The 20,125-nt window shown below is 60.5% G+C and carries 21 protein-coding genes and 1 riboswitch; of the genes, 3 read left to right on the top strand and 18 right to left on the bottom strand.

Translation table 11 applies throughout. The features are described 5' to 3' along the window. Positions 1-321: 321 nt before the first annotated feature. Complete coding sequence (cspE, locus tag ACJ8MK_RS05510) at positions 322-531, top strand: transcription antiterminator/RNA stability regulator CspE (protein WP_004940030.1); 210 nt, start codon at positions 322-324, stop codon at positions 529-531. Positions 532-588: 57 nt separating this feature from the next. Here the strand turns inward: cspE and ACJ8MK_RS05505 are convergent, their stop codons facing one another. The 4 genes from ACJ8MK_RS05505 to ACJ8MK_RS05490 form a co-directional block, all read right to left on the bottom strand. Further along, entirely contained in the window at positions 589-1,779 is a 1,191-nt protein-coding gene (locus ACJ8MK_RS05505) for a multidrug effflux MFS transporter (protein WP_308325516.1), read from the bottom strand. 6 nt (positions 1,780-1,785) lie between these two features. After that, complete coding sequence (locus ACJ8MK_RS05500; protein WP_049213850.1) at positions 1,786-2,382, bottom strand: TetR/AcrR family transcriptional regulator; 597 nt, start codon at positions 2,380-2,382, stop codon at positions 1,786-1,788. Positions 2,383-2,670: 288 nt separating this feature from the next. Continuing rightward, positions 2,671-3,054, bottom strand: coding sequence for a fluoride efflux transporter CrcB (gene crcB, locus ACJ8MK_RS05495; protein ID WP_004940022.1), 384 nt, complete (start codon positions 3,052-3,054; stop codon positions 2,671-2,673). A gap of 79 nt (positions 3,055-3,133) precedes the next feature. After that, positions 3,134-3,196, bottom strand: a riboswitch (Fluoride riboswitch). 255 nt (positions 3,197-3,451) lie between these two features. After that, positions 3,452-4,519, bottom strand: a complete 1,068-nt coding sequence (locus tag ACJ8MK_RS05490; protein ID WP_442517574.1) for a diguanylate cyclase — start codon at positions 4,517-4,519, stop codon at positions 3,452-3,454. Positions 4,520-4,737: 218 nt separating this feature from the next. Here ACJ8MK_RS05490 and tatA point away from each other — a divergent pair, with 218 nt between their 5' ends. Further along, positions 4,738-4,953: a Sec-independent protein translocase subunit TatA gene (gene tatA, locus ACJ8MK_RS05485; protein WP_004940019.1), complete on the top strand. Its 216-nt coding sequence runs from the start codon at positions 4,738-4,740 to the stop codon at positions 4,951-4,953. A gap of 93 nt (positions 4,954-5,046) precedes the next feature. Here the strand turns inward: tatA and lipA are convergent, their stop codons facing one another. From lipA to leuS, 13 genes are all read right to left on the bottom strand, one after another. Beyond that, on the bottom strand, positions 5,047-6,012 hold the full coding sequence (gene lipA, locus ACJ8MK_RS05480; protein WP_025301835.1) for a lipoyl synthase: 966 nt from the start codon (positions 6,010-6,012) through the stop codon (positions 5,047-5,049). Beyond that, the gene (gene lipB, locus ACJ8MK_RS05475) at positions 6,005-6,673 is read right to left on the bottom strand and encodes a lipoyl(octanoyl) transferase LipB (protein WP_033637424.1); all 669 of its coding nucleotides are present in this window, start codon (positions 6,671-6,673) and stop codon (positions 6,005-6,007) included. The genes lipA and lipB overlap by 8 nt, the downstream gene beginning before the upstream one ends. 134 nt (positions 6,674-6,807) lie before the next feature. Beyond that, positions 6,808-7,074 carry a DUF493 family protein YbeD gene (gene ybeD / locus ACJ8MK_RS05470; RefSeq protein ID WP_033637425.1) on the bottom strand — a complete coding sequence of 89 codons (267 nt, stop codon included), beginning with the start codon at positions 7,072-7,074 and terminating at the stop codon, positions 6,808-6,810. Between the two features lie 104 nt (positions 7,075-7,178). Next, positions 7,179-8,390 carry a D-alanyl-D-alanine carboxypeptidase DacA gene (gene dacA / locus ACJ8MK_RS05465; RefSeq protein ID WP_033637426.1) on the bottom strand — a complete coding sequence of 404 codons (1,212 nt, stop codon included), beginning with the start codon at positions 8,388-8,390 and terminating at the stop codon, positions 7,179-7,181. 180 nt (positions 8,391-8,570) lie between these two features. Further along, positions 8,571-9,644, bottom strand: coding sequence for an endolytic peptidoglycan transglycosylase RlpA (gene rlpA, locus ACJ8MK_RS05460; RefSeq protein ID WP_041033851.1), 1,074 nt, complete (start codon positions 9,642-9,644; stop codon positions 8,571-8,573). Between the two features lie 10 nt (positions 9,645-9,654). Further along, entirely contained in the window at positions 9,655-10,767 is a 1,113-nt protein-coding gene (gene mrdB, locus ACJ8MK_RS05455; RefSeq protein WP_004940006.1) for a peptidoglycan glycosyltransferase MrdB, read from the bottom strand. An 8-nt stretch (positions 10,768-10,775) separates the two neighbouring features. Further along, on the bottom strand, positions 10,776-12,671 hold the full coding sequence (mrdA, locus tag ACJ8MK_RS05450; RefSeq protein WP_033637428.1) for a peptidoglycan DD-transpeptidase MrdA: 1,896 nt from the start codon (positions 12,669-12,671) through the stop codon (positions 10,776-10,778). Positions 12,672-12,709: 38 nt separating this feature from the next. Continuing rightward, positions 12,710-13,180, bottom strand: coding sequence for a 23S rRNA (pseudouridine(1915)-N(3))-methyltransferase RlmH (gene rlmH / locus ACJ8MK_RS05445; RefSeq protein ID WP_004940002.1), 471 nt, complete (start codon positions 13,178-13,180; stop codon positions 12,710-12,712). A gap of 3 nt (positions 13,181-13,183) precedes the next feature. Continuing rightward, on the bottom strand, positions 13,184-13,501 hold the full coding sequence (gene rsfS, locus ACJ8MK_RS05440; RefSeq protein ID WP_016928774.1) for a ribosome silencing factor: 318 nt from the start codon (positions 13,499-13,501) through the stop codon (positions 13,184-13,186). A 194-nt stretch (positions 13,502-13,695) separates the two neighbouring features. Then, positions 13,696-14,358, bottom strand: coding sequence for a nicotinate-nucleotide adenylyltransferase (gene nadD / locus ACJ8MK_RS05435; protein ID WP_015376938.1), 663 nt, complete (start codon positions 14,356-14,358; stop codon positions 13,696-13,698). Then, complete coding sequence (holA, locus tag ACJ8MK_RS05430) at positions 14,348-15,382, bottom strand: DNA polymerase III subunit delta (protein ID WP_033647201.1); 1,035 nt, start codon at positions 15,380-15,382, stop codon at positions 14,348-14,350. Before holA ends, nadD begins: the two co-directional genes overlap by 11 nt. Further along, entirely contained in the window at positions 15,379-15,939 is a 561-nt protein-coding gene (lptE, locus tag ACJ8MK_RS05425) for an LPS assembly lipoprotein LptE (RefSeq protein WP_033637431.1), read from the bottom strand. The genes holA and lptE overlap by 4 nt, the downstream gene beginning before the upstream one ends. A 14-nt stretch (positions 15,940-15,953) precedes the next feature. Then, positions 15,954-18,536 carry a leucine--tRNA ligase gene (gene leuS / locus ACJ8MK_RS05420; protein WP_060443888.1) on the bottom strand — a complete coding sequence of 861 codons (2,583 nt, stop codon included), beginning with the start codon at positions 18,534-18,536 and terminating at the stop codon, positions 15,954-15,956. Positions 18,537-18,821: 285 nt separating this feature from the next. Here leuS and ACJ8MK_RS05415 point away from each other — a divergent pair, with 285 nt between their 5' ends. Further along, on the top strand, positions 18,822-19,304 hold the full coding sequence (locus ACJ8MK_RS05415; protein ID WP_025301844.1) for a zinc ribbon-containing protein: 483 nt from the start codon (positions 18,822-18,824) through the stop codon (positions 19,302-19,304). A 40-nt stretch (positions 19,305-19,344) separates the two neighbouring features. Here the strand turns inward: ACJ8MK_RS05415 and ACJ8MK_RS05410 are convergent, their stop codons facing one another. After that, complete coding sequence (locus tag ACJ8MK_RS05410) at positions 19,345-20,049, bottom strand: FMN-dependent NADH-azoreductase (protein ID WP_033647198.1); 705 nt, start codon at positions 20,047-20,049, stop codon at positions 19,345-19,347. Between the last annotated feature and the right edge of the window lie 76 nt (positions 20,050-20,125).

The raw sequence follows: 20,125 nt of genomic DNA, 5'->3' as shown, positions 1-20,125 counted from the left end.
ACCCTAACCCTAGTGCAGCGGCCGCCGAAGCAAAAAGACCATCTGGTTATATTTCATAGCGATTGCGTCTGCATGGGGGCGTCAACGCTGGGGTAAGCGGGCGGGTTTGGCCGTTCGCGCATTGTTCGCCGGCGCGTGGAGAGGATTGACCTGGAACGGGAGCTTATCGCAACCGGTGCAATCCATTTACACCGGGCTACACGGATTTTTTCACTCTTTATCGGATTTCTGTGATCGCGGTGGTGGACAAAATCCTGCCTGCTTGCTGTACTGTAATCGACACAGGTTTTGTGTCTTTCATTCACGTTAAAGGTAAGTTTGATGTCTAAGATTAAAGGTAGCGTTAAGTGGTTTAATGAATCCAAAGGCTTCGGTTTCATTACTCCGGAAGATGGTAGCAAGGACGTTTTCGTTCACTTCTCTGCCATCGTTAGCAACGGTTTCAAAACGCTTGCTGAAGGCCAGCGTGTAGAGTTTGAAATCACGAACGGTGCCAAAGGCCCATCTGCCGCTAACGTTACTGCTATCTAAGCTGCGTAGCTGAATTTCTTAAAACCCGCTCATTGAGCGGGTTTTTTATTGGGCGCGTTATGCCTCGCTGCGGCGGCCTAATAGGCTGAACAGCAGGATAGCGATGGCGTAACAGCCGACGATGGTCAGCGCCATCGACAGGCTTGAAGTGCCGCCCAGCCCGGTGAGCGGCACGGCGCAGGCGCCGAGGGCGAACATGCACACGCCGATCAAGGCCGAGGCGCTGCCCGCTTTGTCCCCCTGGCTTTGCATGGCCAGCGAAGAGGCGGTCGGGCCGACGATGCCGATCACCGCCACCGAAAAGAACAGCGGCACCAGCAACAACACCAGCGGCGCATGCAGCGCGGCGGCCAACAGCAGCAACAGCGACGCGACGGCCGCCAGCGTTAGCCCGCCCCTCAACACCCGACGCTCCCCCCAACGTGAACTGAGGCGGCTGGCCAGCTGCGCCGCAATGATCAGCCCGACGCCGTTAATGGCGAAGCACAGGCTGAACATCTGCGGGCTGAGGCCGTAGATCTGCTGCAAGACGAAAGGCGAGGCGCCGATATAGGCGAACATGCCGGCCATCACGAAGCCTTGCGTCAGGCACAGGCCCATGAAATAGCGCTGGGTCAGCAACCCGCCCAGCGACATCAGCATCGCCAGGATACCGCCCTGGCTACGGCGTTCTACCGGCAGGGATTCGCGCAGCTTCACCGCCGACAGGCTGAACAGCAGCACGGCGATGGCCGCCAGCACGCCGAAGATGCCGCGCCAGTTCATCACCTGCAGCATCACGCCGCCCAGCACTGGCGCGACGATCGGCGCCAGGCCGTTGACCAGCATCAGCAGGGCGAAGAAGCGGGTCAGCTCATGGCCGGCGTACAGATCGCGGGCGATGGCGCGAGAAATCACCGCGCCACCGGCGCCGGCGATGCCCTGCAGCAGACGGGCGATCAGCAACTGGTCGATGGTGGGCGCGAGGGCGCACCACAGCGAAGCGCCCAGCAGCAGGATCAGCGACAGCAACAGCGGGCGCATGCGGCCCAGTTTGTCGCTGTAAGGGCCGAAAATCAGCTGGCCGACGCCCAGGCCGAGCAGCCCGGCGGTCAGGCTGAGCTGTGCGGCGGCGGTGGAGGTATTCAGTTCGCCCGCCATTTCCGGCAGGGCGGGCAGATAGAGATCGGTGCACAGCGGCCCCAGCGCGGCCAACAGGCCAAGCACGACGGCGTACACCAGACGTTGTCTGGCTAAGTGTTTGGTCATGGGAGATTAGCGTTTCCTGAACAGGTGAGAAATGGCCTGCTGATACAGCTCGCGCAGCAGGGACGCATCGGCTTTTTGCGTGGTAAGGATGCGGTAACCGGTGCCTTCGCTCATGACGGCGATAAACTCCACCCGGGCGGCGATCTCTTCCGCGCTGAAATGGGGATACAGCCGCTGCAGGTTGTGGCACACGTGGCGAAACAGCCGCGCTTCCGCATCGCTGAGCATTTTGGCTACCACCGGGTTGCGCGTGGCCTCGGCGGTCACTTCCAGCATCAGCATGTGATCGGTTTCGCTCTCGCCCGGCTGCTGAAACAGCGTGCGCGCCGCCAGCGTGCCGGCGATCAGGTTGATGTGATCGCCAAGGTTTTCCAGCCGCTGCATCTTGCTGGCGATGATGCGGTTGACGATCTCTTCGATAATCGCGTCTTTATTGGCGAAATAGCGATAGATTTGCCCGACGCTGAGCTGCGAGCCCTGGGCGATCTCCGCCATGCTGGCGGCGTGGAAGCCGTGGCGGCGGAAGCTGGTTTTCGCCGCTTCGACGATCTGATCGCGGCGGGCCTGCACCTTGGCCTGTTTACTGTCGTTGGGGGAGAGCATCTGCCCGATCCTTTGCTACGCGTGAGCCGGGTTCACATTTCTGGGTGTGAACGTTCATTCTCAATTGTAGTGTAACCGGCGGGAAAGACGCAACATGAACGCGTGCTGCGGGAAAAAGCGCTTAAGCGAACAGGTAGGATTTGATAAAGGCGGCGACGATCAGCACGCACAGCGCAACGGCAATCGCTTCGGCGGCGGTTTTCGGCAGGCTAAACATAGCGGTTTCTCATCCAGTCAGGAGTACTGGATGAGATTATGCGCATGCAAGATTAAGGAAACATTAAGGGCTTAGCGCCCGTTGACCCACATCACCAGCATGAAAGCCAGCAGCGTCATCGCCAGCGAGCCGGCCAGGTTGAGCAGCATGTTGGCCAGCGCCCAGCCGAAGCGGCCATCCTGCATCAGGTATACCACCTCCAGCGAAAAGGTGGAGAAGGTGGTCAGGCCGCCGCAGAACCCGGTAGTGATCAGCAATTTCCAGGTGGGATCCAGATGCGTCATGCGGGTGAAAATCGCCATCGCCAGGCCGATGATAAAACCGCCGATCAGATTGACCATCAGCGTACCGAGCGGAATGTGGGCGTTCAGCGGGTTCATTTTCATGCTTACCGCCCAGCGCAAAACGCTGCCGACGCCGCCGCCGATAAAGACGGCCAGTAAAGAACTCAACATGGGGCAACTCCCTTTCAAACAGAGAAATTCACGGGGTTCGGAAAGGGACAGGCGTAACGCTACGCGCCTCTCTCCGAGAGGTTACGTAGACATCATCAGCCTGTGAAGGCGGTTAGGGAGGAATGTCATCTCCAGCGTGCCGCACGGCCTTTTTCGCCGCACCGGATGGATGTTACACCTAACGCCGCCTATTTTGTAGTATCGACAATCTGCGAGGTCACCCCATGAAAATCAGAACGGCGCGCCTGAGCGATCGCCGAATTAATGACGGCGCTGGATTATCCCGGCACCGAGGCGCTGCTGGTGGCGGTGGAAAGCGAGCGGGCGCATGCGTTTTACCGGCGTGAAGGCTTTGTCGAAGCGCCGAAGTATTTTGCCAAGTTATTAAACCAGTCAGTTAGTCGCCCGTCGGCGCCGCCGTTTCCAGCCGGTTACGGCCATTTTGCTTCGCCCGGTAAAGCGCGCCGTCGGCCGCTTTCAGCCAGTCCAGATAACCGCCCAGCGCGGGGTGGTAGTTGGCGATGCCGGCGCTGATCTGCAGCCGCAGCTGTGGCGCCTCTTTGAAGATGACGGCGTCCAGCCGCTGCTGGATGCGCCGCAGGACGGTTACCGCCTGTTCGGCGCTGGTGTTCGGCAGTACTGCGCCAAACTCGTCGCCGCCGTAGCGCCCGACGATATCCACGTTGCGCAAGCCGATCAGCAGCTCTTCCGCCAGCGCCGCCAGGGCCTCATCCCCTAAAGCGTGGCCGAAGGTGTCGTTGATGGTTTTGAAGCGATCGATATCCATCAGGATCAGCGTGGCGTTGTCCTGGTAGCGGCGGCAGCTGTCAAACTGGCGATGCAGCAGGTGCTCCCAGTGGCGGCGGTTGTACAAGCCGGTCAGCCCATCGCGAGTGCTGATGCGTTGCAGCTCCTGTTTCTTTTCCGCCAGCCGCTTGGCGGTGCGGTAGGTCACCAGCCCGAGCAGCGTCGGGTACAGGTAGATCATCGGCAGGCACAGATAGATTTGCAGCGGCGTGCTGTGCGGTTGAAACGGGAAGCCGAGCAGCGCGCCGGTCAGCGCCGCCGTGGCCAATTGAATCGCCAACCCTTTGACAAACAGCGCTTTGCCGGCGGAAGCGATGTTGTTCATGCTCATCATCGACAGGATGACGATCGCCGGCAGCGCATTGAACGCCATCATCGCGGCCCAGAAGCCACCGAAGGCGGAGTCGATCAGCAGGTTGCGGATCTCGGCTTTGAACGGATCTTTGGCGCGGCGGGCCAGGTGGTAGGCAAGATGCGGCCAGAGAAAGCCGTGAAAGGCCAGCAATAGCCAGACCGCCGTGGGCGGAGCAAAGGGGTAGAGCGCGGCGCAGACGCAGATAAAGCCGAGTCCCAGGCCGGCGACGCGGGGCAGATAGGTGCGTTTGGCGAAGCTGAGGCCGGATTTTCGGGCATCGAAAATGGGTGGAGCAATATACATCCGGCATCTCCCTGATAAGTATCACGGCAGCGTATCATGCGGGCGATAAACTAAGAATAGTCTGGAATCCGCGCCGTGCGGCCGCGTGGCATTCCTGCGACGGATCTCACTCTGTTACATGTTGCGGTTGTGCGAGCCGAAGGAAAGTCGCTAAATATTCGCAGGCAAGGTCAGTTTTTCTCGCTGTTCACGCAGCGCTCTATGATAAGAAGGTGAGTATGGAAGGTATCAGCATTACCAAACTTCTGGTGATTGCGGTGTTGGTGATTTTACTGTTCGGCACCAGCAAACTGCGTACGCTCGGCGCCGATCTTGGCGCGGCGCTGAAAGGCTTTAAAAAAGCCGTGGGCGACGACAGCACGCCGCCGGCCGCCGGCAACAACGCCGCCGAAAGCCAGTCCGCTCAGCAGAGCGTCGAAAAGAAAGACGTTTAACCCCGCCTGGTGGCGCGCAATAAAAAACGGATGCCTTGCGAACATCCGTTTTTTGGCGTTTCCGCCGTCTTTAGCGTAACAAACTATTACGCGTTATTTCACTTCCATCCCTTTGGCCTGCAGATCGGCGTGGTAAGACGAACGCACGAACGGGCCGCAGGCGGCGTGGGTGAAGCCCATCGCCATCGCTTCTTCTTTCATCTCGTCGAACTCGGCCGGGCTGACGTAGCGCTGCACCGGCAGGTGGTGACGGCTCGGCTGCAGGTATTGCCCCAGCGTCAGCATGGTCACGCCGTGACGGCGCAGATCGCGCATCACTTCGACGATTTCCGCGTTGGTTTCGCCCAGGCCGACCATCAGGCCGGATTTGGTCGGGATATCCGGGTGCGCTTCTTTAAAGCGCTCCAGCAGCTTCAGCGACCACTCGTAGTTGGCGCCCGGGCGCACCTGGCGATATACGCGCGGCACGTTTTCCAGGTTGTGGTTGAATACGTCCGGCGGCGTGGCGGTGAGGATCTCCAGCGCGCGATCCATACGGCCGCGGAAGTCCGGCACCAGCGTTTCAATTTTGATGTTCGGGCTCTTGGCGCGGATGGCCGAGATGCAGTCGGCAAAGTGTTGAGCGCCGCCGTCGCGCAGATCGTCGCGGTCAACCGAGGTGATCACCACATAACGCAGCGCCATGTCGGCGATGGTTTGCGCCAGCTTTTCCGGCTCGTTGGCGTCCGGCGCGATCGGGCGGCCGTGGGCCACGTCGCAGAACGGGCAGCGGCGGGTACAGATGGCGCCGAGGATCATGAAGGTGGCAGTGCCGTGGTTGAAACACTCGGACAGGTTAGGGCACGAGGCTTCCTCACAGACGGAGTGCAGGCCGTTCTTGCGCATGGCGGCTTTGATGCCCTGAATGCGCGTTGAGTCGGCAGGCAGTTTGATCTTCATCCACTCGGGTTTACGCAACAGCTCCTGCCGTTCGGTGACCACCGTTTTGACCGGGATCAGCGCCATTTTGTCAGCATCGCGGTATTTGACGCCGCGTTCCATCTGAATTGGTTTACTCATAATCGTGCAGGTTCCAGTTACGAAGCTCGACCGTCTGGTAGCCGAGTAAATGAACAAATTCCTGTACCAGGATTGGGTGTATGTCTTCAATGCCAACGCCGGGCGCCAGCGCGCTGACCTGCGTCATTTGCATGCCGGCGTAACCGCAAGGGTTGATGCGTTGGAAGGGGCTGAGATCCATCGCCACATTCAGGGCCAGGCCGTGGAATGAGCTGCCTTTGCGGATCCGCAAACCCAACGAACAGATTTTCTGCTCCCCCACGTACACGCCCGGCGCATCCGGACGGGCGCGCGATTCGAGGCGGAAGTGGGCGAGGGTGTTGATAACCGTATCTTCTATCGCCGTGACCAATTGGCGTACGCCGACCTTGTTGCGTTTCAGATCGACCATCACGTACATCACCTGCTGGCCCGGCCCGTGGTAGGTCACCTGGCCGCCGCGATCGCTCTGAATCACCGGGATATCGCCGGGCATCAGCACATGCTCGGCTTTGCCGGCCTGGCCCTGGGTGAACACCGGGTGATGCTGCACCAGCCACAGCTCGTCCGGCGTGGTCTCGGTACGACTGTCGGTGAAGTTATGCATGGCTTGGGATACAGGCGCGTAGGGCTGCAACCCCAGCTGACGCAAAATGATCTTGTCTGGTTGCAAAAGAGTCATCGTCAGGTTACAGAAGTGGTAAAGCCATTATACCGGGCGCTCCGGTCTGCGGCCAGCCTTTCGCTGACCAAAAATGCGCAACCCGGGAAGACGCTGCGCCATCCCGGGTTGATAAGCAGGGGTTTATGCTGGAATTACAGCACCATGCGAACAATTTCAATGTTGCCCAACTCTTCGTACAGGGTTTCGACCTGCTCGATGTGAGTGGCGTTGATGGTGATGGAGACCGAGTGGTAGTTGCCTTTGCTGCTCGGCTTGACCTGCGGGTTGTAGTCGCCCGGCGCATGGCGCTGCACCACTTCAACTACCTGGTCAACCAGCTCAGGCTGCGCCAGGCCCATCACCTTGTAGGTAAACGGGCAAGGGAATTCGAGCAGTTCGTTCAGTTTAGTTTTTTGCATGTGCGTGCGCTCCAGAGTGCTAGCTAATCTATAAAGTATAACTCCCGCCGGGGCGGGAGTTAGTGTTATTCACTATATGGGGCCAATTTCGCCCGTTTCAACCGTTAACCGAACCAGTGGTGGAACATCAGTTTGATGTAGTCCACGATGCGGCTGAAGAAACCGCCTTCTTTCACTTCGTTCATCACCACCAGCGGACGCTGGTCGATGGTTTTGCCGTCCAGCTGGAAGTTGATGCTGCCGACCACCTGGTTTTTCGCCAGCGGCGCGTGAATTTCCGGCGTGTTCAGCACATAGCTGGCCTTCAGATCTTTCATGCGGCCGCGCGGGATGGTCAGGTAGACATCTTTGTCCACGCCCAGCTCAACGCGGTCGGCATCGCCGAACCAGACCGGCTCGGAAGCGAACTCTTTACCGACCTTCAGCGGCGCCACGGTTTCGAAGAAGCGGAAGCCCCAGGTCAGCAGTTTCTTGCTCTCGGCTTCGCGGCCTTTGTAGGTGCGGCCGCCCATCACGGCGGAGATCAGGCGCATCTGGCCTTCGGTCGCCGAAGCCACCAGGTTGTAACCCGCCGCGTCGGTGTGGCCGGTTTTGATGCCGTCGACGTTCAGGCTGTTATCCCACAGCAGACCGTTGCGGTTCATCTGGCGGATATTGTTGAAGGTGAACTCTTTTTCTTTGTAAATCGCGTACTCGTCCGGCACGTCGCGGATCAGCGCCTGGCCGATCAGCGCCATGTCGCGCGCCGAGCTGTACTGGCCCTGGGCATCCAGGCCGTGTACCGTCTGGAAGTGGGTGTTCTGCAGGCCCAGCTTGCTGACGTAGGTGTTCATCAGGTTAACGAACGCGTCCTGGCTGCCGGCGACGTAGTCGGCCATCGCCACGCAGGCGTCGTTACCGGATTGCAGGTTGATGCCGCGGGTCAGCTTGGAGACCGGCACGCGATCGCCCGGCTTCAGGAACATCAGCGAGGAGCCTTTGAACACCGGGTTGCCGGTCGCCCAGGCGTCCTGACCGACGGTCACCAGATCGTCCTGGCCGATTTTACCCGCTTTCAGCGCCTGGCCGATGACGTAGCTGGTCATCATTTTGGTCAGGCTGGCCGGATCGCGACGCGCGTCGGCGTTCATCTCGGCCAGCACCTTGCCGGAGTTGTAATCAATCAGGATGTACGCTTCCGCATCGATCTGCGGGACACCTGGGATCATGGTTTTGATGTTAACGTCATCGGCATGTGCAACGGAGGCTGCGCTCATTGCGATAACGGTGCCGAGTGCGATGCTTTTGATTAAGCGAAAAGAAGTTACTTGTTTCATGATCGGGACTACAACATCCGTGAAAGTAAAGTTAAAAAACGAGCCACACTATAGCAGATGCGATCCCGGCAGGCATTATCCATTCATCTGACTAATCGCGGTTAAAGACCTTTTAGCTGCAAGAAAATGTTTCAGCTAAATAACCGCTTATCAGCCGCGAATGCCCGCCGGGCATAACGCTTAGGGTGCAGCAGTAACGAAAGACTGTTGTTGCGCTTCGCTGGCCAGGCGTTGCTGCAGCTGGGCCGCCTGCTGACGGCTGCTGAACGGGCCGAGCTGGACGCGATAAACGTTGCCGTTGGCCGCCACTTTGCCCGGCACGCCAAACTGTTGGCTCAGGCTTTGCTGCCAGCTCTGGGCGCGCTCGGCGCTGCTCAGCGCACCGACCTGCACCACGTAACCGCCGGAGGAAGAAGCGGCCGCCATGCCGGCCGCCGCAGCGCCGGCCGCAACCGGAGCGGCCACGGCGGCGGCTTCAGGTTCGGAACCTTCCAGTACGCCGGCCGGTACTGCGCTTGGCGCGCCGAGGAAACCGCTGCGGCCGTTGCCGGCGTTTGCCGGAGCGCCATCGTCGGTGCGCAGGGTGCTGTTATCGATCGGGCGCACCGCCGCGCCGCCGGCGACCGGCACGTCCTGCTGGATTGGGGTGCCCATGCCGCTGGCGCCGAGATCCGGGCGTGCCGGCAGGGCGTAGCTCTGTTTCGCCACGATGGTGCCGATGGTGCCCGGGCCGCTCAGCGTGCCGTCCGGCGCCACGTTGATGAAATCGACTTTGACCTTGGTGTTGTTGGACAGGTTGAGGCGGTCGGCGGCGGCTTTCGACAGATCGATGATGCGGCCCTTGGTGTATGGCCCGCGATCGTTGACGCGCACCACCAGCTGACGGCCGTTGGCCAGGTTGGTGACGCGCACATAGCTTGGGATTGGCAGCGTTGGGTGCGCCGCGGTCAGGCCGTTGGGATCGAACTGCTCACCCAGCGCCGTGGTGTTGCCGTTGGCCTCTTCGCCATACCAGGACGCCAGGCCGGTCTGCGAGAAGTTCTGCGGATCTTTTACGATGCGGTAAGTATCGCCATTAACCTTATAATCCTGCATGTTGTTAGGGTTATAGGGTTCATATTGAGGCTCGACGCCACCGATTTCCACCACCGGGCCGTTGTACGGCTGCTGTGGCGCCTGCTGTTCCGTGGTCGGGGCGGTACAGGCGGAGAGCAACACCGCCGCAACGCCGATCCAAAGCCATTCCTTACGCATTACTCACCTCTTATAAACTTTTAGACAGCATTTTCCGATGCGTGTGGATCGACATGATGATGCCGAAACCGGCCATCAACACTATCAGCGCCGAACCCCCGTAACTGACCAGAGGCAAAGGTACGCCAACTACCGGCAAAATGCCACTGACCATACCGATGTTAACAAAGACATAAACGAACAAAATCAGCATCAAGCCGCCAACCATCACGCGGCCGAAGGTGGTTTGCGCCTTGGCGGCGATCATCAGCCCGCGAATGATCACCAGCAGGTAGAGCGCCAGCAGCACCAATACCCCGATCAGCCCCAGCTCTTCGGCCAACACGGCGAAGATAAAGTCGGTATGGCGCTCCGGCAGGAACTCCAGCTGCGACTGGGTGCCGTGCAGCCAGCCCTTGCCGGACAGGCCGCCGGAGCCGATGGCGATCTTCGACTGAATGATGTGGTAGCCGGCGCCGAGCGGGTCGCTTTCCGGATCGAGCAGCATCATTACGCGGTCGCGTTGATAACCGTGCATCAGGAAGAACCACAGCACCGGGATAAAGGCCGCCAGCGCGACGGCGGCGACGGCGATCAGTTTCCAGCTCATGCCCGACAGGAACAGCACGAACAGGCCGGAGGCGGCGATCAGGATCGAGGTGCCCAGATCCGGCTGCGCGGCCACCAGCAGCGTCGGCAGGAAGATCAGCACCAGCGCGATGGCGGTGTTTTTCAGCGAAGGCGGGCAGACGTCGCGGTTCATAAAGCGCGCCACCATCAGCGGCACGGCGATCTTGGCGATTTCCGACGGCTGGAAGCGCACCACGCCGAGATCCAGCCAGCGCTGCGCGCCTTTACTGATCTGCCCGAAGGCGTCCACCAGGATCAGCAAAATCACGCAGAAAATATACAGATAGGGCGCCCAGCTTTCGTACACGCGCGGTGGGATTTGCGCCATGACGGCCATCACGATCAGCCCCATGACGATCTGCCCGATCTTGCGCTCCATCATGCCGATGTCCTGGCCGCTGGCGCTCCACATCACGAAGGCGCTGTAGACCAGCAGGGCCAGGATCAGCAGCAGGAACGTCGGGTCGATGTGGATTTTGGTCCAGATCGAGCCTTTTTGTTGGCTTTCAGTCATGTTCTACCTTAGTCACCTTCTACGCCAGGCGGCAGCGGGGCCTCGCTTGGCAATTGCGTATTGTTGTCGCCCAGCATGATATGGTCGAGGATCTGGCGGGTGATGGTGCCCACCGCCGGACCGGAGCCGCCGTTTTCCAGAATGATGGCGACCGACACCGTCGGGTTGTTGAACGGCGCGAAGGCGGTCATCAGCTTGTGATCGCGCAGGTGCTCCGCCAGTTTGTGGGCGTTGTAGGTTTCGTAGCCGAATACCTGTGCGGTACCCGATTTCGCCGCGGCTTTATAAGGTGCGTCCGCAAAGTACTTGCGCGCCGTCCCGTTCGGACGGTTGGCCACCCCGTACATGCCGTCTTTGGCGATTTCCCAGAAGCCGGAGTGAATATCGCCGATCTGCGTGCTCTCTTCCTGTTTGAACGGCACCAGCGCGCCGTTGACGCGGGTGCTCTGCAGCAGGTGCGGCGTTTTGACGGTGCCGTCGTTGATCAGGGTGTTCAGCGCCTTGGCCATCTGGATCGGCGTGGCGGTCCAGTAGCCCTGGCCGATGCCCACCGGAATGGTGTCGCCCTGATACCACGGTTTTTTATAGCGTTTCAGCTTCCATTCGCGCGTCGGCATCAGGCCGGAACGCTCTTCGGCCAGATCGATGCCGGTGTACTGGCCATAACCGAATTTGGTCAGCCAGCTCGACAGCCGATCGATCCCCATGTCATAGGCGACCTGATAGAAGTAGGTATCCGCGGACTCTTCCAGCGCCTTGGTGACGTTCAGGCGGCCGTGGCCCCATTTTTTCCAGTCGCGGAAGCGTTTTTCCGAGCCGGGCAGTTGCCACCAGCCGGGATCGAACACCACGGTGTTCTTGGTGATCACGCCAGCGCTGAGTGCCGACACTGCGATATAAGGTTTCACCGTCGACGCGGGCGGGTAAACCCCCTGCGTGGCGCGGTTGATCAGCGGGCGATTCGGATCGTTCAGCAACCCCTGATAATCCTTGCTGGAAATGCCGTCCACGAACAGGTTCGGATCGTAGCTCGGGTTGGACACCATCGCCAGGATGGCGCCGGTGCGCGGATCGCTCACCACCACCGCGGCGCGGCTGCCCACCAGCAGCTGCTCGATGTAGCGCTGCAGCTCAAGATCGAGCGTCAGGTAGACGTCCTGACCGGCGGAAGGCGGCTGCTCGTGCAATTGGCGGATCACCCGGCCGCGGTTGTTGACTTCAACCTCTTCGTAACCGGTTTTGCCGTGCAGCGTGTCTTCGTAATAGCGTTCGATGCCCAGTTTGCCGATATCGTGGGTGGCGGCGTAGTTGGCCAGTTTGCCGTCTTTGTCCAGGCGTTCGACGTCGCGGTCGTTGATCTTCGACACGTAGCCGGTGACGTGGGTGAGGGCGGAGCCGTAAGGATAGTAGCGGCGCTGGTAACCTTTCACTTCCACGCCGGGGAAGCGGAACTGATTGACCGCAAAGCGGGCGACCTGCACCTCGGTCAGCGCGGTTTTCACCGGAATGGAGACGAAGCGGCGCGAACGCTTGCGCTCTTTTTCGAAATTGGTGATGTCGTCGTCGGTCAGATCGACTACCGTGCGCAGCGCCTGCAGCGTGGCTTTGAGATCGTCAACCTTCTCCGGCATCAGCTCCAGCTGATAAATGGTGCGGTTGAGCGCCAGCGGGGTGCCGTTGCGATCGTAGATAATGCCGCGGCTGGGCGCGATGGGCACCAGCTTAATGCGGTTTTCGTTGGAGCGGGTGCGGTAATCCTCGACGCGGAGCACTTGCAGATTATACAGGTTGGCGATCAGGATGCCGGACAGCACCAGGATGCCCAGAAACGCCACCAGGGCGCGGCGTACAAACAGGGCGGATTCAGCCGTATAGTCGCGAAAAGGGTTACGTTCTATTTTCATCCCGCTGCTTTATTTCACTCTGTCACGGTCACCACCGGCTATTCCCGGTGGTAAGGATGATTTGTAGTAATACTCCAGGCGCGGTAGAGGCTTTCGGCCACCAGGACGCGCACCAAAGGATGCGGCAGCGTCAGCGGAGACAGTGACCAGCTTTGCTCGGCAGCGGCTTTGCAGGCGGGCGCCAGCCCTTCCGGGCCGCCGATCAGTAAGCTGACGTTGCGGCCATCCTGCTTCCAGCGTTCAAGCTGCTGCGCCAGCTGCGGCGTTTCCCACGGCGTGCCTGGGATATCCAGCGTAACGATGCGGTTGCCTTTGCCCACCGCCGCCAGCATCTGTTCGCCTTCCTTGTCCAGAATGCGCTTGATGTCGGCGTTTTTGCCGCGTTTGCCCGCCGGGATCTCGGTCAGCTCAAACGGCATATCTTTGGGAAAGCGGTGCAGGTAATCCATAAAGCCGGTTTGCACCCAGTCTGGCATTTTGGTGCCGACCGCCACCAATTGCAGTTTCACCGCTTAGCTCCAGAGTTTTTCCAGCTCGTACAGGCGACGGCTCTCTTCCTGCATCACGTGTACGATCACTTCGCCCAGATCGACCACGATCCAGTCGGAGGCTTCCTGGCCTTTCATGCCGTACAGCTCCATGCCCGCGGCACGGGATTCCTGCACCACGTGGCTGGCGATCGACATCACGTGGCGAGTCGAGGTGCCGGTGCAGATGATCATGCAATCGGTGATGCTGGATTTGCCCTGGACGTCCAGAGCGATAATGTCTTGGCCTTTCAGATCATCGATTTTATCGATGACGAAATCTTGGAGCGCTTTACCTTGCAAAGGTTCCCCCTCGGGTGTGTTCTGTTCAGTCGGCTGCGGCGGGCAAAATGCGCGCGCCGCGGCGTAACCGGATAATGGTTTCGGCAGGCTGCCGCTGAAAGCCAGCTAACTGGTGACTGCCCGGCCAGCTAAGGTTTCCGGGGTTTTCAGCGGATACCTGAAAAATAGCGGCGCAGTATATCACGCACCTTTCGCTAGCGATATAAACCCTGCAACTCGATATAGCGCTGCACCGGGCGTGGCAGCAGGTCGTCGCAGTTGAGGCCCTGATGGCGGCGCTGACGGATCTCGGTGGCGGAAATTTCCAGCTCCGGCGTATCGGCCAAATAGATATGGCCGTGCGGGCGACGGCTGAGCAGCGCCGGGTCGGCGGTGCGATGGCGTTCCAGCCACTGCTGCAGTTCCGGCGTGTCCATGCGATCGTTATAGCCCGGGCGCGCCAGCACCAGCAGATGACACACGTCCAGCAGCGCCTGCCAGCGGTGCCACTTATGCAGCGTCAGCAGCGAGTCCTGACCAATGATAAACGCCAGCGGCTGGGCGGCGCCACGCTCTTTACGAATCGTTTCCAACGTCTCGATGGTGTAGGAGGGGGTGGTGCGGTGCAGTTCGCGATCGTCGACGGCAAACAGTGGATTGCCGGCGATCGCCAGCTCGACCATCTTCAGGCGCTGCTGCGCATTGGCCTCCGGCTGCGGGCGGTGCGGCGGCACGTGGTTAGGCAGCAGCGTGACGCGATTCAGGCCCACTTCGGCGGCCAACGCTTCCACCGGCCGCAGGTGGCCGTAGTGGATCGGGTCAAAGGTGCCGCCGAACAGCGCGTGCAAAACGGTGGGGTGTTCCGGGTTAGTGGGCATCGGTAAAACTCGTGGCCAGGGGTTTGCCGCACAGCAGCATCGACAGGGTTTCCAGTTCCGGCCAGACCGACTGGCCATAGTCCTGCTTGAGGGTCAGCTCGATTTGCGTCAGCAGCTGTACCGCCTGCTGCAGCTGGGGGCCGGACAGGCGTTGCAGCGCCTGGGTCACCAGCGGGCGGCGGTTCTGCCAGACCTTGTGCTGATCGAACAGCGTGCGCAGCGGCGCGGAAGCCATGCGGCGCTGCAGCGTCAGCAACAGCAGCAGTTCGCGCTGCAGGGTGCGCAGCAGGATCACCGGCTCCACGTCTTCTTGCTGCAGCTGCTGCAAAATATGCCAGGCGCGCTTGCTCTTGCCGGCCAGCAGGGCATCCAGCCAGTGGAACGGCGTGAAGTGGGCGGCGTCGTTCACCGCCTGTTCGACGCGCGGCAGCGTGAGCTTGCCGTCCGGGTGCAGCAGCGACAGCCGCTCCAGCGCCTGCGACAGCGCCAGCAGGTTACCTTCGTAGCAGTAGCACAGCAGCTGATTGGCGGCGTCGTCCAACTCCAGCTTCATCGCCTTGGCGCGCGTGGCGACCCAGCGCGGCAGCTGCGCCTGTTCCGGCGTCTGGCAACTGACGAGGGCGCCGTGCGGGCTGAGCGCCTTGAACCAGGCGCTGTTTTCCTGCGCTTTGGTGAGGCGCGGGCCGCGCAGGATCAGCAGGATATCCTCGTGCAGCAGCGTGGCGAGCTTGGTCAGCTGTTCGCCGATCGGCGCCGTCGGGCCGTTTTCCGGGAAGATCAGCAGCAGCGTCTGGCGGCTGGCGAACAGGCTCATCGCCTGGCAGATGCCGAAGATGGCGTCCCAGTCGGTATGGGCGTCGAGGGAAATGCTGTAGTGCTCGCTGAACTGCTGCTGTTGCGCGGCCTGCCGGAGCAAATCCTGGCTCTCCTGCAGCAGCAGCGGTTCATTGCCGCTCAATAAATAACAAGCGCGCAGCCCCTCTCGGAGCTGCGCGGCAAGTTGTTCCGGATAAATGCGGATCATTGTGCGGTTTGGCTTGCCGCTCGTTCACCGGCGGCAGCGGCTTTCTGCCGGTTATCTTCTTCCGCCGCATGCACGGCCAGCAGTTTGCGCACCAGCTGTTGCGCCGCCTGCTCACGCATTTCCTGGCGAATGATCTCCTGTTCGGAGTCCTTGGCCAGCGCGGTCAACGGGTTGTCGAAGAAGGAACGGAACACTTTCACCGACAGCGGATACAGGTCATGGCCCGGGATCAGCACCTGCGCCTGCACGGTCAGCACCATCTGGTACTCGGCGGTTTTACCGTCCTGGAAGATCGAAGCGGTATCCTGGCTTTCCGTCGCGCCGACGATGCGCAGGGAAGGCACGTCTTTACGCTTCGGATCGCTGACGATAGTCACGTCGTTCAGACGCAGCTGTTCGCGCACCGAGCGCGTCAACGGGCCGTAAGGGTCAGCGCTGTCCAGGATCAGCGTTTTCATTTCATTAGGCACCTGCGTGGTGCCGCGCAGGTGAAAACCGCAGCCGGCGGTGACCAGCACCGCCAACCCCAGCAACAGCGTCAGAATGCGTTGTCGCACAATTCCTCCTTGTGTTAACCCACAACCAGGTTAAGCAGTTTGCCCGGAACGTAGATCACTTTGCGAATCGTGACGCCGTCCAGATATTTAGCCACCAGATGCTCTTCGGCAGCGCGCGCGCGCACCTGCTCTTCGGTCGCATCGGCGGATACGGTGATTTTAGCGCGAACCTTGCCGTTCACCTGCACCACCACCAGCTTGGAGTCTTCGACCATCGCCTGCTCGTCGGCAACCGGCCATGGCGCAGTGTCCACGTCGCCTTCGCCGCCCAGCGCCTGCCACAGCGTGAAGCATACGTGCGGGGTGAACGGATACAGCATGCGAACCACGGCCAGCAGCGCTTCCTGCAGCAGCGCGCGATCCTGCTCGCTCTCCTGCGGTGCGCGGGCCAGCTTGTTCATCAGCTCCATCACGGCGGCGATCGCGGTGTTGAAGGTCTGACGGCGGCCGATGTCATCGGTCACCTTGGCGATGGTTTTGTGCAGATCGCGGCGCAGCGCTTTCTGATCTTCGTTCAGCGCCGTTACGTCCAGCGGCTGCACCGCGCCTTTTTCCACGTGATCGTAGGCCAGTTTCCACACGCGTTTCAGGAAGCGGTTAGCCCCTTCCACGCCGGATTCCTGCCACTCCAGCGTCATTTCTGCCGGTGAAGCGAACATCATGAACAGACGCACGGTGTCCGCGCCGTATTTTTCCACCATCTCCTGCGGGTCGATGCCGTTGTTTTTCGACTTCGACATTTTGCTCATGCCAGCATAGACCAGTTCACGGCCTTGCGGATCGGTGGCCTTGATGATGCGGCCCTTGTCGTCGCGCTCGACGGTGGCGTCAACCGGGGACACCCAGACGCGCTCGCCGCTGTTGCCGGTGTAGTAGAAGGCGTCGGCCAACACCATGCCCTGGCACAGCAGGCGCTTGGCCGGCTCGTCGGAATCTACCAGGCCCGCATCGCGCATCAGCTTGTGGAAGAAGCGGAAGTACATCAGGTGCATGATGGCGTGTTCGATGCCGCCGATATATTGATCGACCGGCAGCCAGTAGTTGGCGGCGGCCGGATCCAGCATGCCTTGGTCATACTGCGGGCAGGTGTAGCGCGCGTAGTACCAGGAAGACTCCATAAAGGTGTCGAAAGTATCGGTTTCACGCAGCGCCGGCTGGCCGTCGACGGTGGTCTTCGCCCACTCAGGATCGGCCTTGATCGGGCTGGTGATGCCGTCCATGACCACGTCTTCCGGCAGGATCACCGGCAACTGGTCTTCCGGCGTCGGCATCACGGTGCCGTCTTCCAGCGTCACCATCGGGATTGGCGCGCCCCAGTAACGCTGACGGGAAACGCCCCAGTCGCGCAGACGGTAGTTGACCTTGCGCTGGCCTACGCCCTTGGCGACCAGTTTGTCGGCGATGGCGTTGAAGCCCGCTTCATTGTCCAGGCCGTCGAACTCGCCGGAGTTGAACAGCGCGCCTTTGTCGGTCATCGCTTCGGCGCTCACGTCAGGCTGGCTGCCGTCGAGGTTCAGGATCACCGGTTTGATCGGCAAATCGTATTTGGTGGCGAATTCCCAGTCGCGCTGGTCGTGCGCCGGTACCGCCATCACGGCGCCGGTGCCGTATTCCATCAGCACGAAGTTGGCGACCCACACCGGCAGCTTCTCGCCGCTCAGCGGATGGACAACGAACAGGCCGGTCGGCATGCCTTTCTTCTCCATCGTCGCCATTTCGGCTTCGGCAACTTTGGTGTTGCGGCATTCGTCGATGAAGTCGGTCAGCGCCGGGTTGTTGCGCGCGCCCTGTTGCGCCAGCGGGTGGCCCGCGGCGACCGCCACGTAGGTGGCGCCCATGAAGGTGTCGGGACGGGTGGTGTAAACCGTCAGCTTCTCTTCGCTGTCCGCCACGTCGAAGGTGATTTCCACGCCTTCGGAGCGGCCAATCCAGTTACGCTGCATGGTTTTCACCTGCTCCGGCCAGCTTTCAAGCGTGTCCAGATCGTTCAGCAGCTGATCGGCGTAGGCGGTGATTTTGATGAACCACTGCGGGATCTCTTTACGCTCGACCTTGGTGTCGCAGCGCCAGCAGCAGCCGTCGATAACCTGTTCGTTGGCCAGCACGGTCAGATCGTGCGGGCACCAGTTCACCGCCGAGGTCTTCTTGTAGACCAGGCCTTTTTCATACAGCTTGGTGAAGAACCACTGTTCCCAGCGGTAGTATTCCGGCTGGCAGGTGGCGATTTCGCGATCCCAGTCGTAGCCGAAGCCCAGCAGTTTCAGCTGGTTCTTCATGTATTCGATGTTGTCGTAGGTCCACGGGGCCGGTGCGGTGTTGTTTTTCACCGCCGCGCCTTCCGCCGGCAGGCCGAACGCATCCCAGCCGATCGGCTGCAGCACGTTTTTGCCCAGCATGCGCTGATAGCGCGAGATCACGTCGCCGATAGTGTAGTTACGAACGTGGCCCATGTGCAGTCGGCCGGACGGGTAAGGCAGCATGGATAGGCAGTAGTACTTTTCCTTGCTGTCGTCTTCGGTAACTTTGAAAGTCTGCTTCTCTTGCCAGTGAAGCTGTACGTTCGATTCTATGTCTTCTGGACGGTATTGCTCTTGCATGGCGGCCGGTGGTCCTGTAGGTGTAAACCGTTGCCCCGGTCAGAGGCAACGCAATGAACATTTAGTATTCGTAGATCCGCATAGCATAGCTGATAAGGCCTCCCGGCAACAACTCCAAGCGCCTGACTCGGCGCATTTAAAAAAAGCGTCGTCATGACGCGGCTCACAACCTGCGGATCCCGCGTCTTGCCAAGTGACATCAGTCATTTACGGCTAAAATAAGAACAAGTAGCTTAGGGGTATCCCTACAGCCAAGTCCGGCGCAGCGTTTATCGAGGAGAGTCTATGAACAAGGTTGCTCAGTATTACCGCGAATTGGTGGCATCGCTGACCGAACGCCTGAAAAACGGTGAACGCGATATCGACGAACTGGTGGCCAGCGCGGAGCGGCGGTTGAACGAGGCCGAGGATCTGACCCGCGATGAGGTGCGGCAGGTGACGCAGGCGGTGCGGCGCGATCTGGAAGAGTTCGCCCGCAGCTATCAGGAGAGCCGGGACGAGTTTACCGACAGCGTGTTTATGCGGGTGATCAAAGAGAGCCTGTGGCAGGAACTGGCGGATATCACCGACAAAACCCAGCTGGAGTGGCGCGAGGTGTTCAAGGATGTCAGCCACCACGGCGTTTACCACAGCGGTGAAGTGGTGGGGCTGGGCAATCTGGTGTGCGAGCAGTGTCACTACCACCTGGCGTTCTACACGCCGGAGGTGCTGCCGCTGTGCCCGAAATGCGGCCACGACCAGTTCCAGCGGCGGCCGTTTGAACCTTGATGGCGCTCCCCGGCAGGGCGGGGAACGCTAAGGCCGGCGTTTAGCGGAACAGTTTCTTCAGCAGGTTGCTGAGGAAACCGCCGCTGACGGTGGCCGGGGCGGCTTGCGCCTGCGCCGGTGCGCTGGCCGGTACGGCGACGCCGGCCGGGATTTTCTGCGCGACCGCGATGCGGCTGTCCTGGGCGGCTTTCTCCGCCGCTTCCGGGCCGTAGGCGAAGCCTTCCGCCAGCACGAATTCAACGTCGGTGATGCCGATAAAGCCCAGGAACAGCTTCACGTACGGCGTGATCAGATCCGTCGGCGTGTCGGCGTGGATGCCGCCGCGGCTGGAGATGACGATCGCTTTCTTGCCTGTCACCAGCCCTTCGGCGCCGGCGGAGGTATAGCGGAACGTCTGACCGGCGCGGGCAATCAGATCGAAGTAGATCTTCAGCTGCGTCGGGATGTTGAAGTTGTACATCGGGGCGCTGATGATCAGCGTGTCGTGCGACTTCAGCTCGGCAATCAGCTCATCGGACAGCGCCAGGGTGCTTTGCTGGTGCGGCGTCAGCGGTTTATCGCCGGCGGTAAAACCGGCCATCACTTCACCATCCAGCTCCGGCAGCGTCGGGTTGGCCAAATCGCGCACGGTGAACCTGTCTTCAGGGTGAGTTTCACGCCATTGTTCAACAAAAAAATCGACTAATTTTCCAGACTGGGAATATTCACCCAGAATACTTGATTTCAGGACCAGTACGCGGCTCATTGGCTTATCTCCAGGCGAAGTCTAATCGGTAACGATGTCAGTCGGTGTAAACGCATGGTAGAGGCAAGCCAGGAAC

The sequence above is a fragment of the Serratia sp. CY38905 genome (assembly GCF_052168875.1).
GTDB lineage: Bacteria > Pseudomonadota > Gammaproteobacteria > Enterobacterales > Enterobacteriaceae > Serratia > Serratia sarumanii.
Note: the sequence above shows the minus strand (reverse complement) of the source record. Positions and strands in the feature narration are given on the sequence as shown.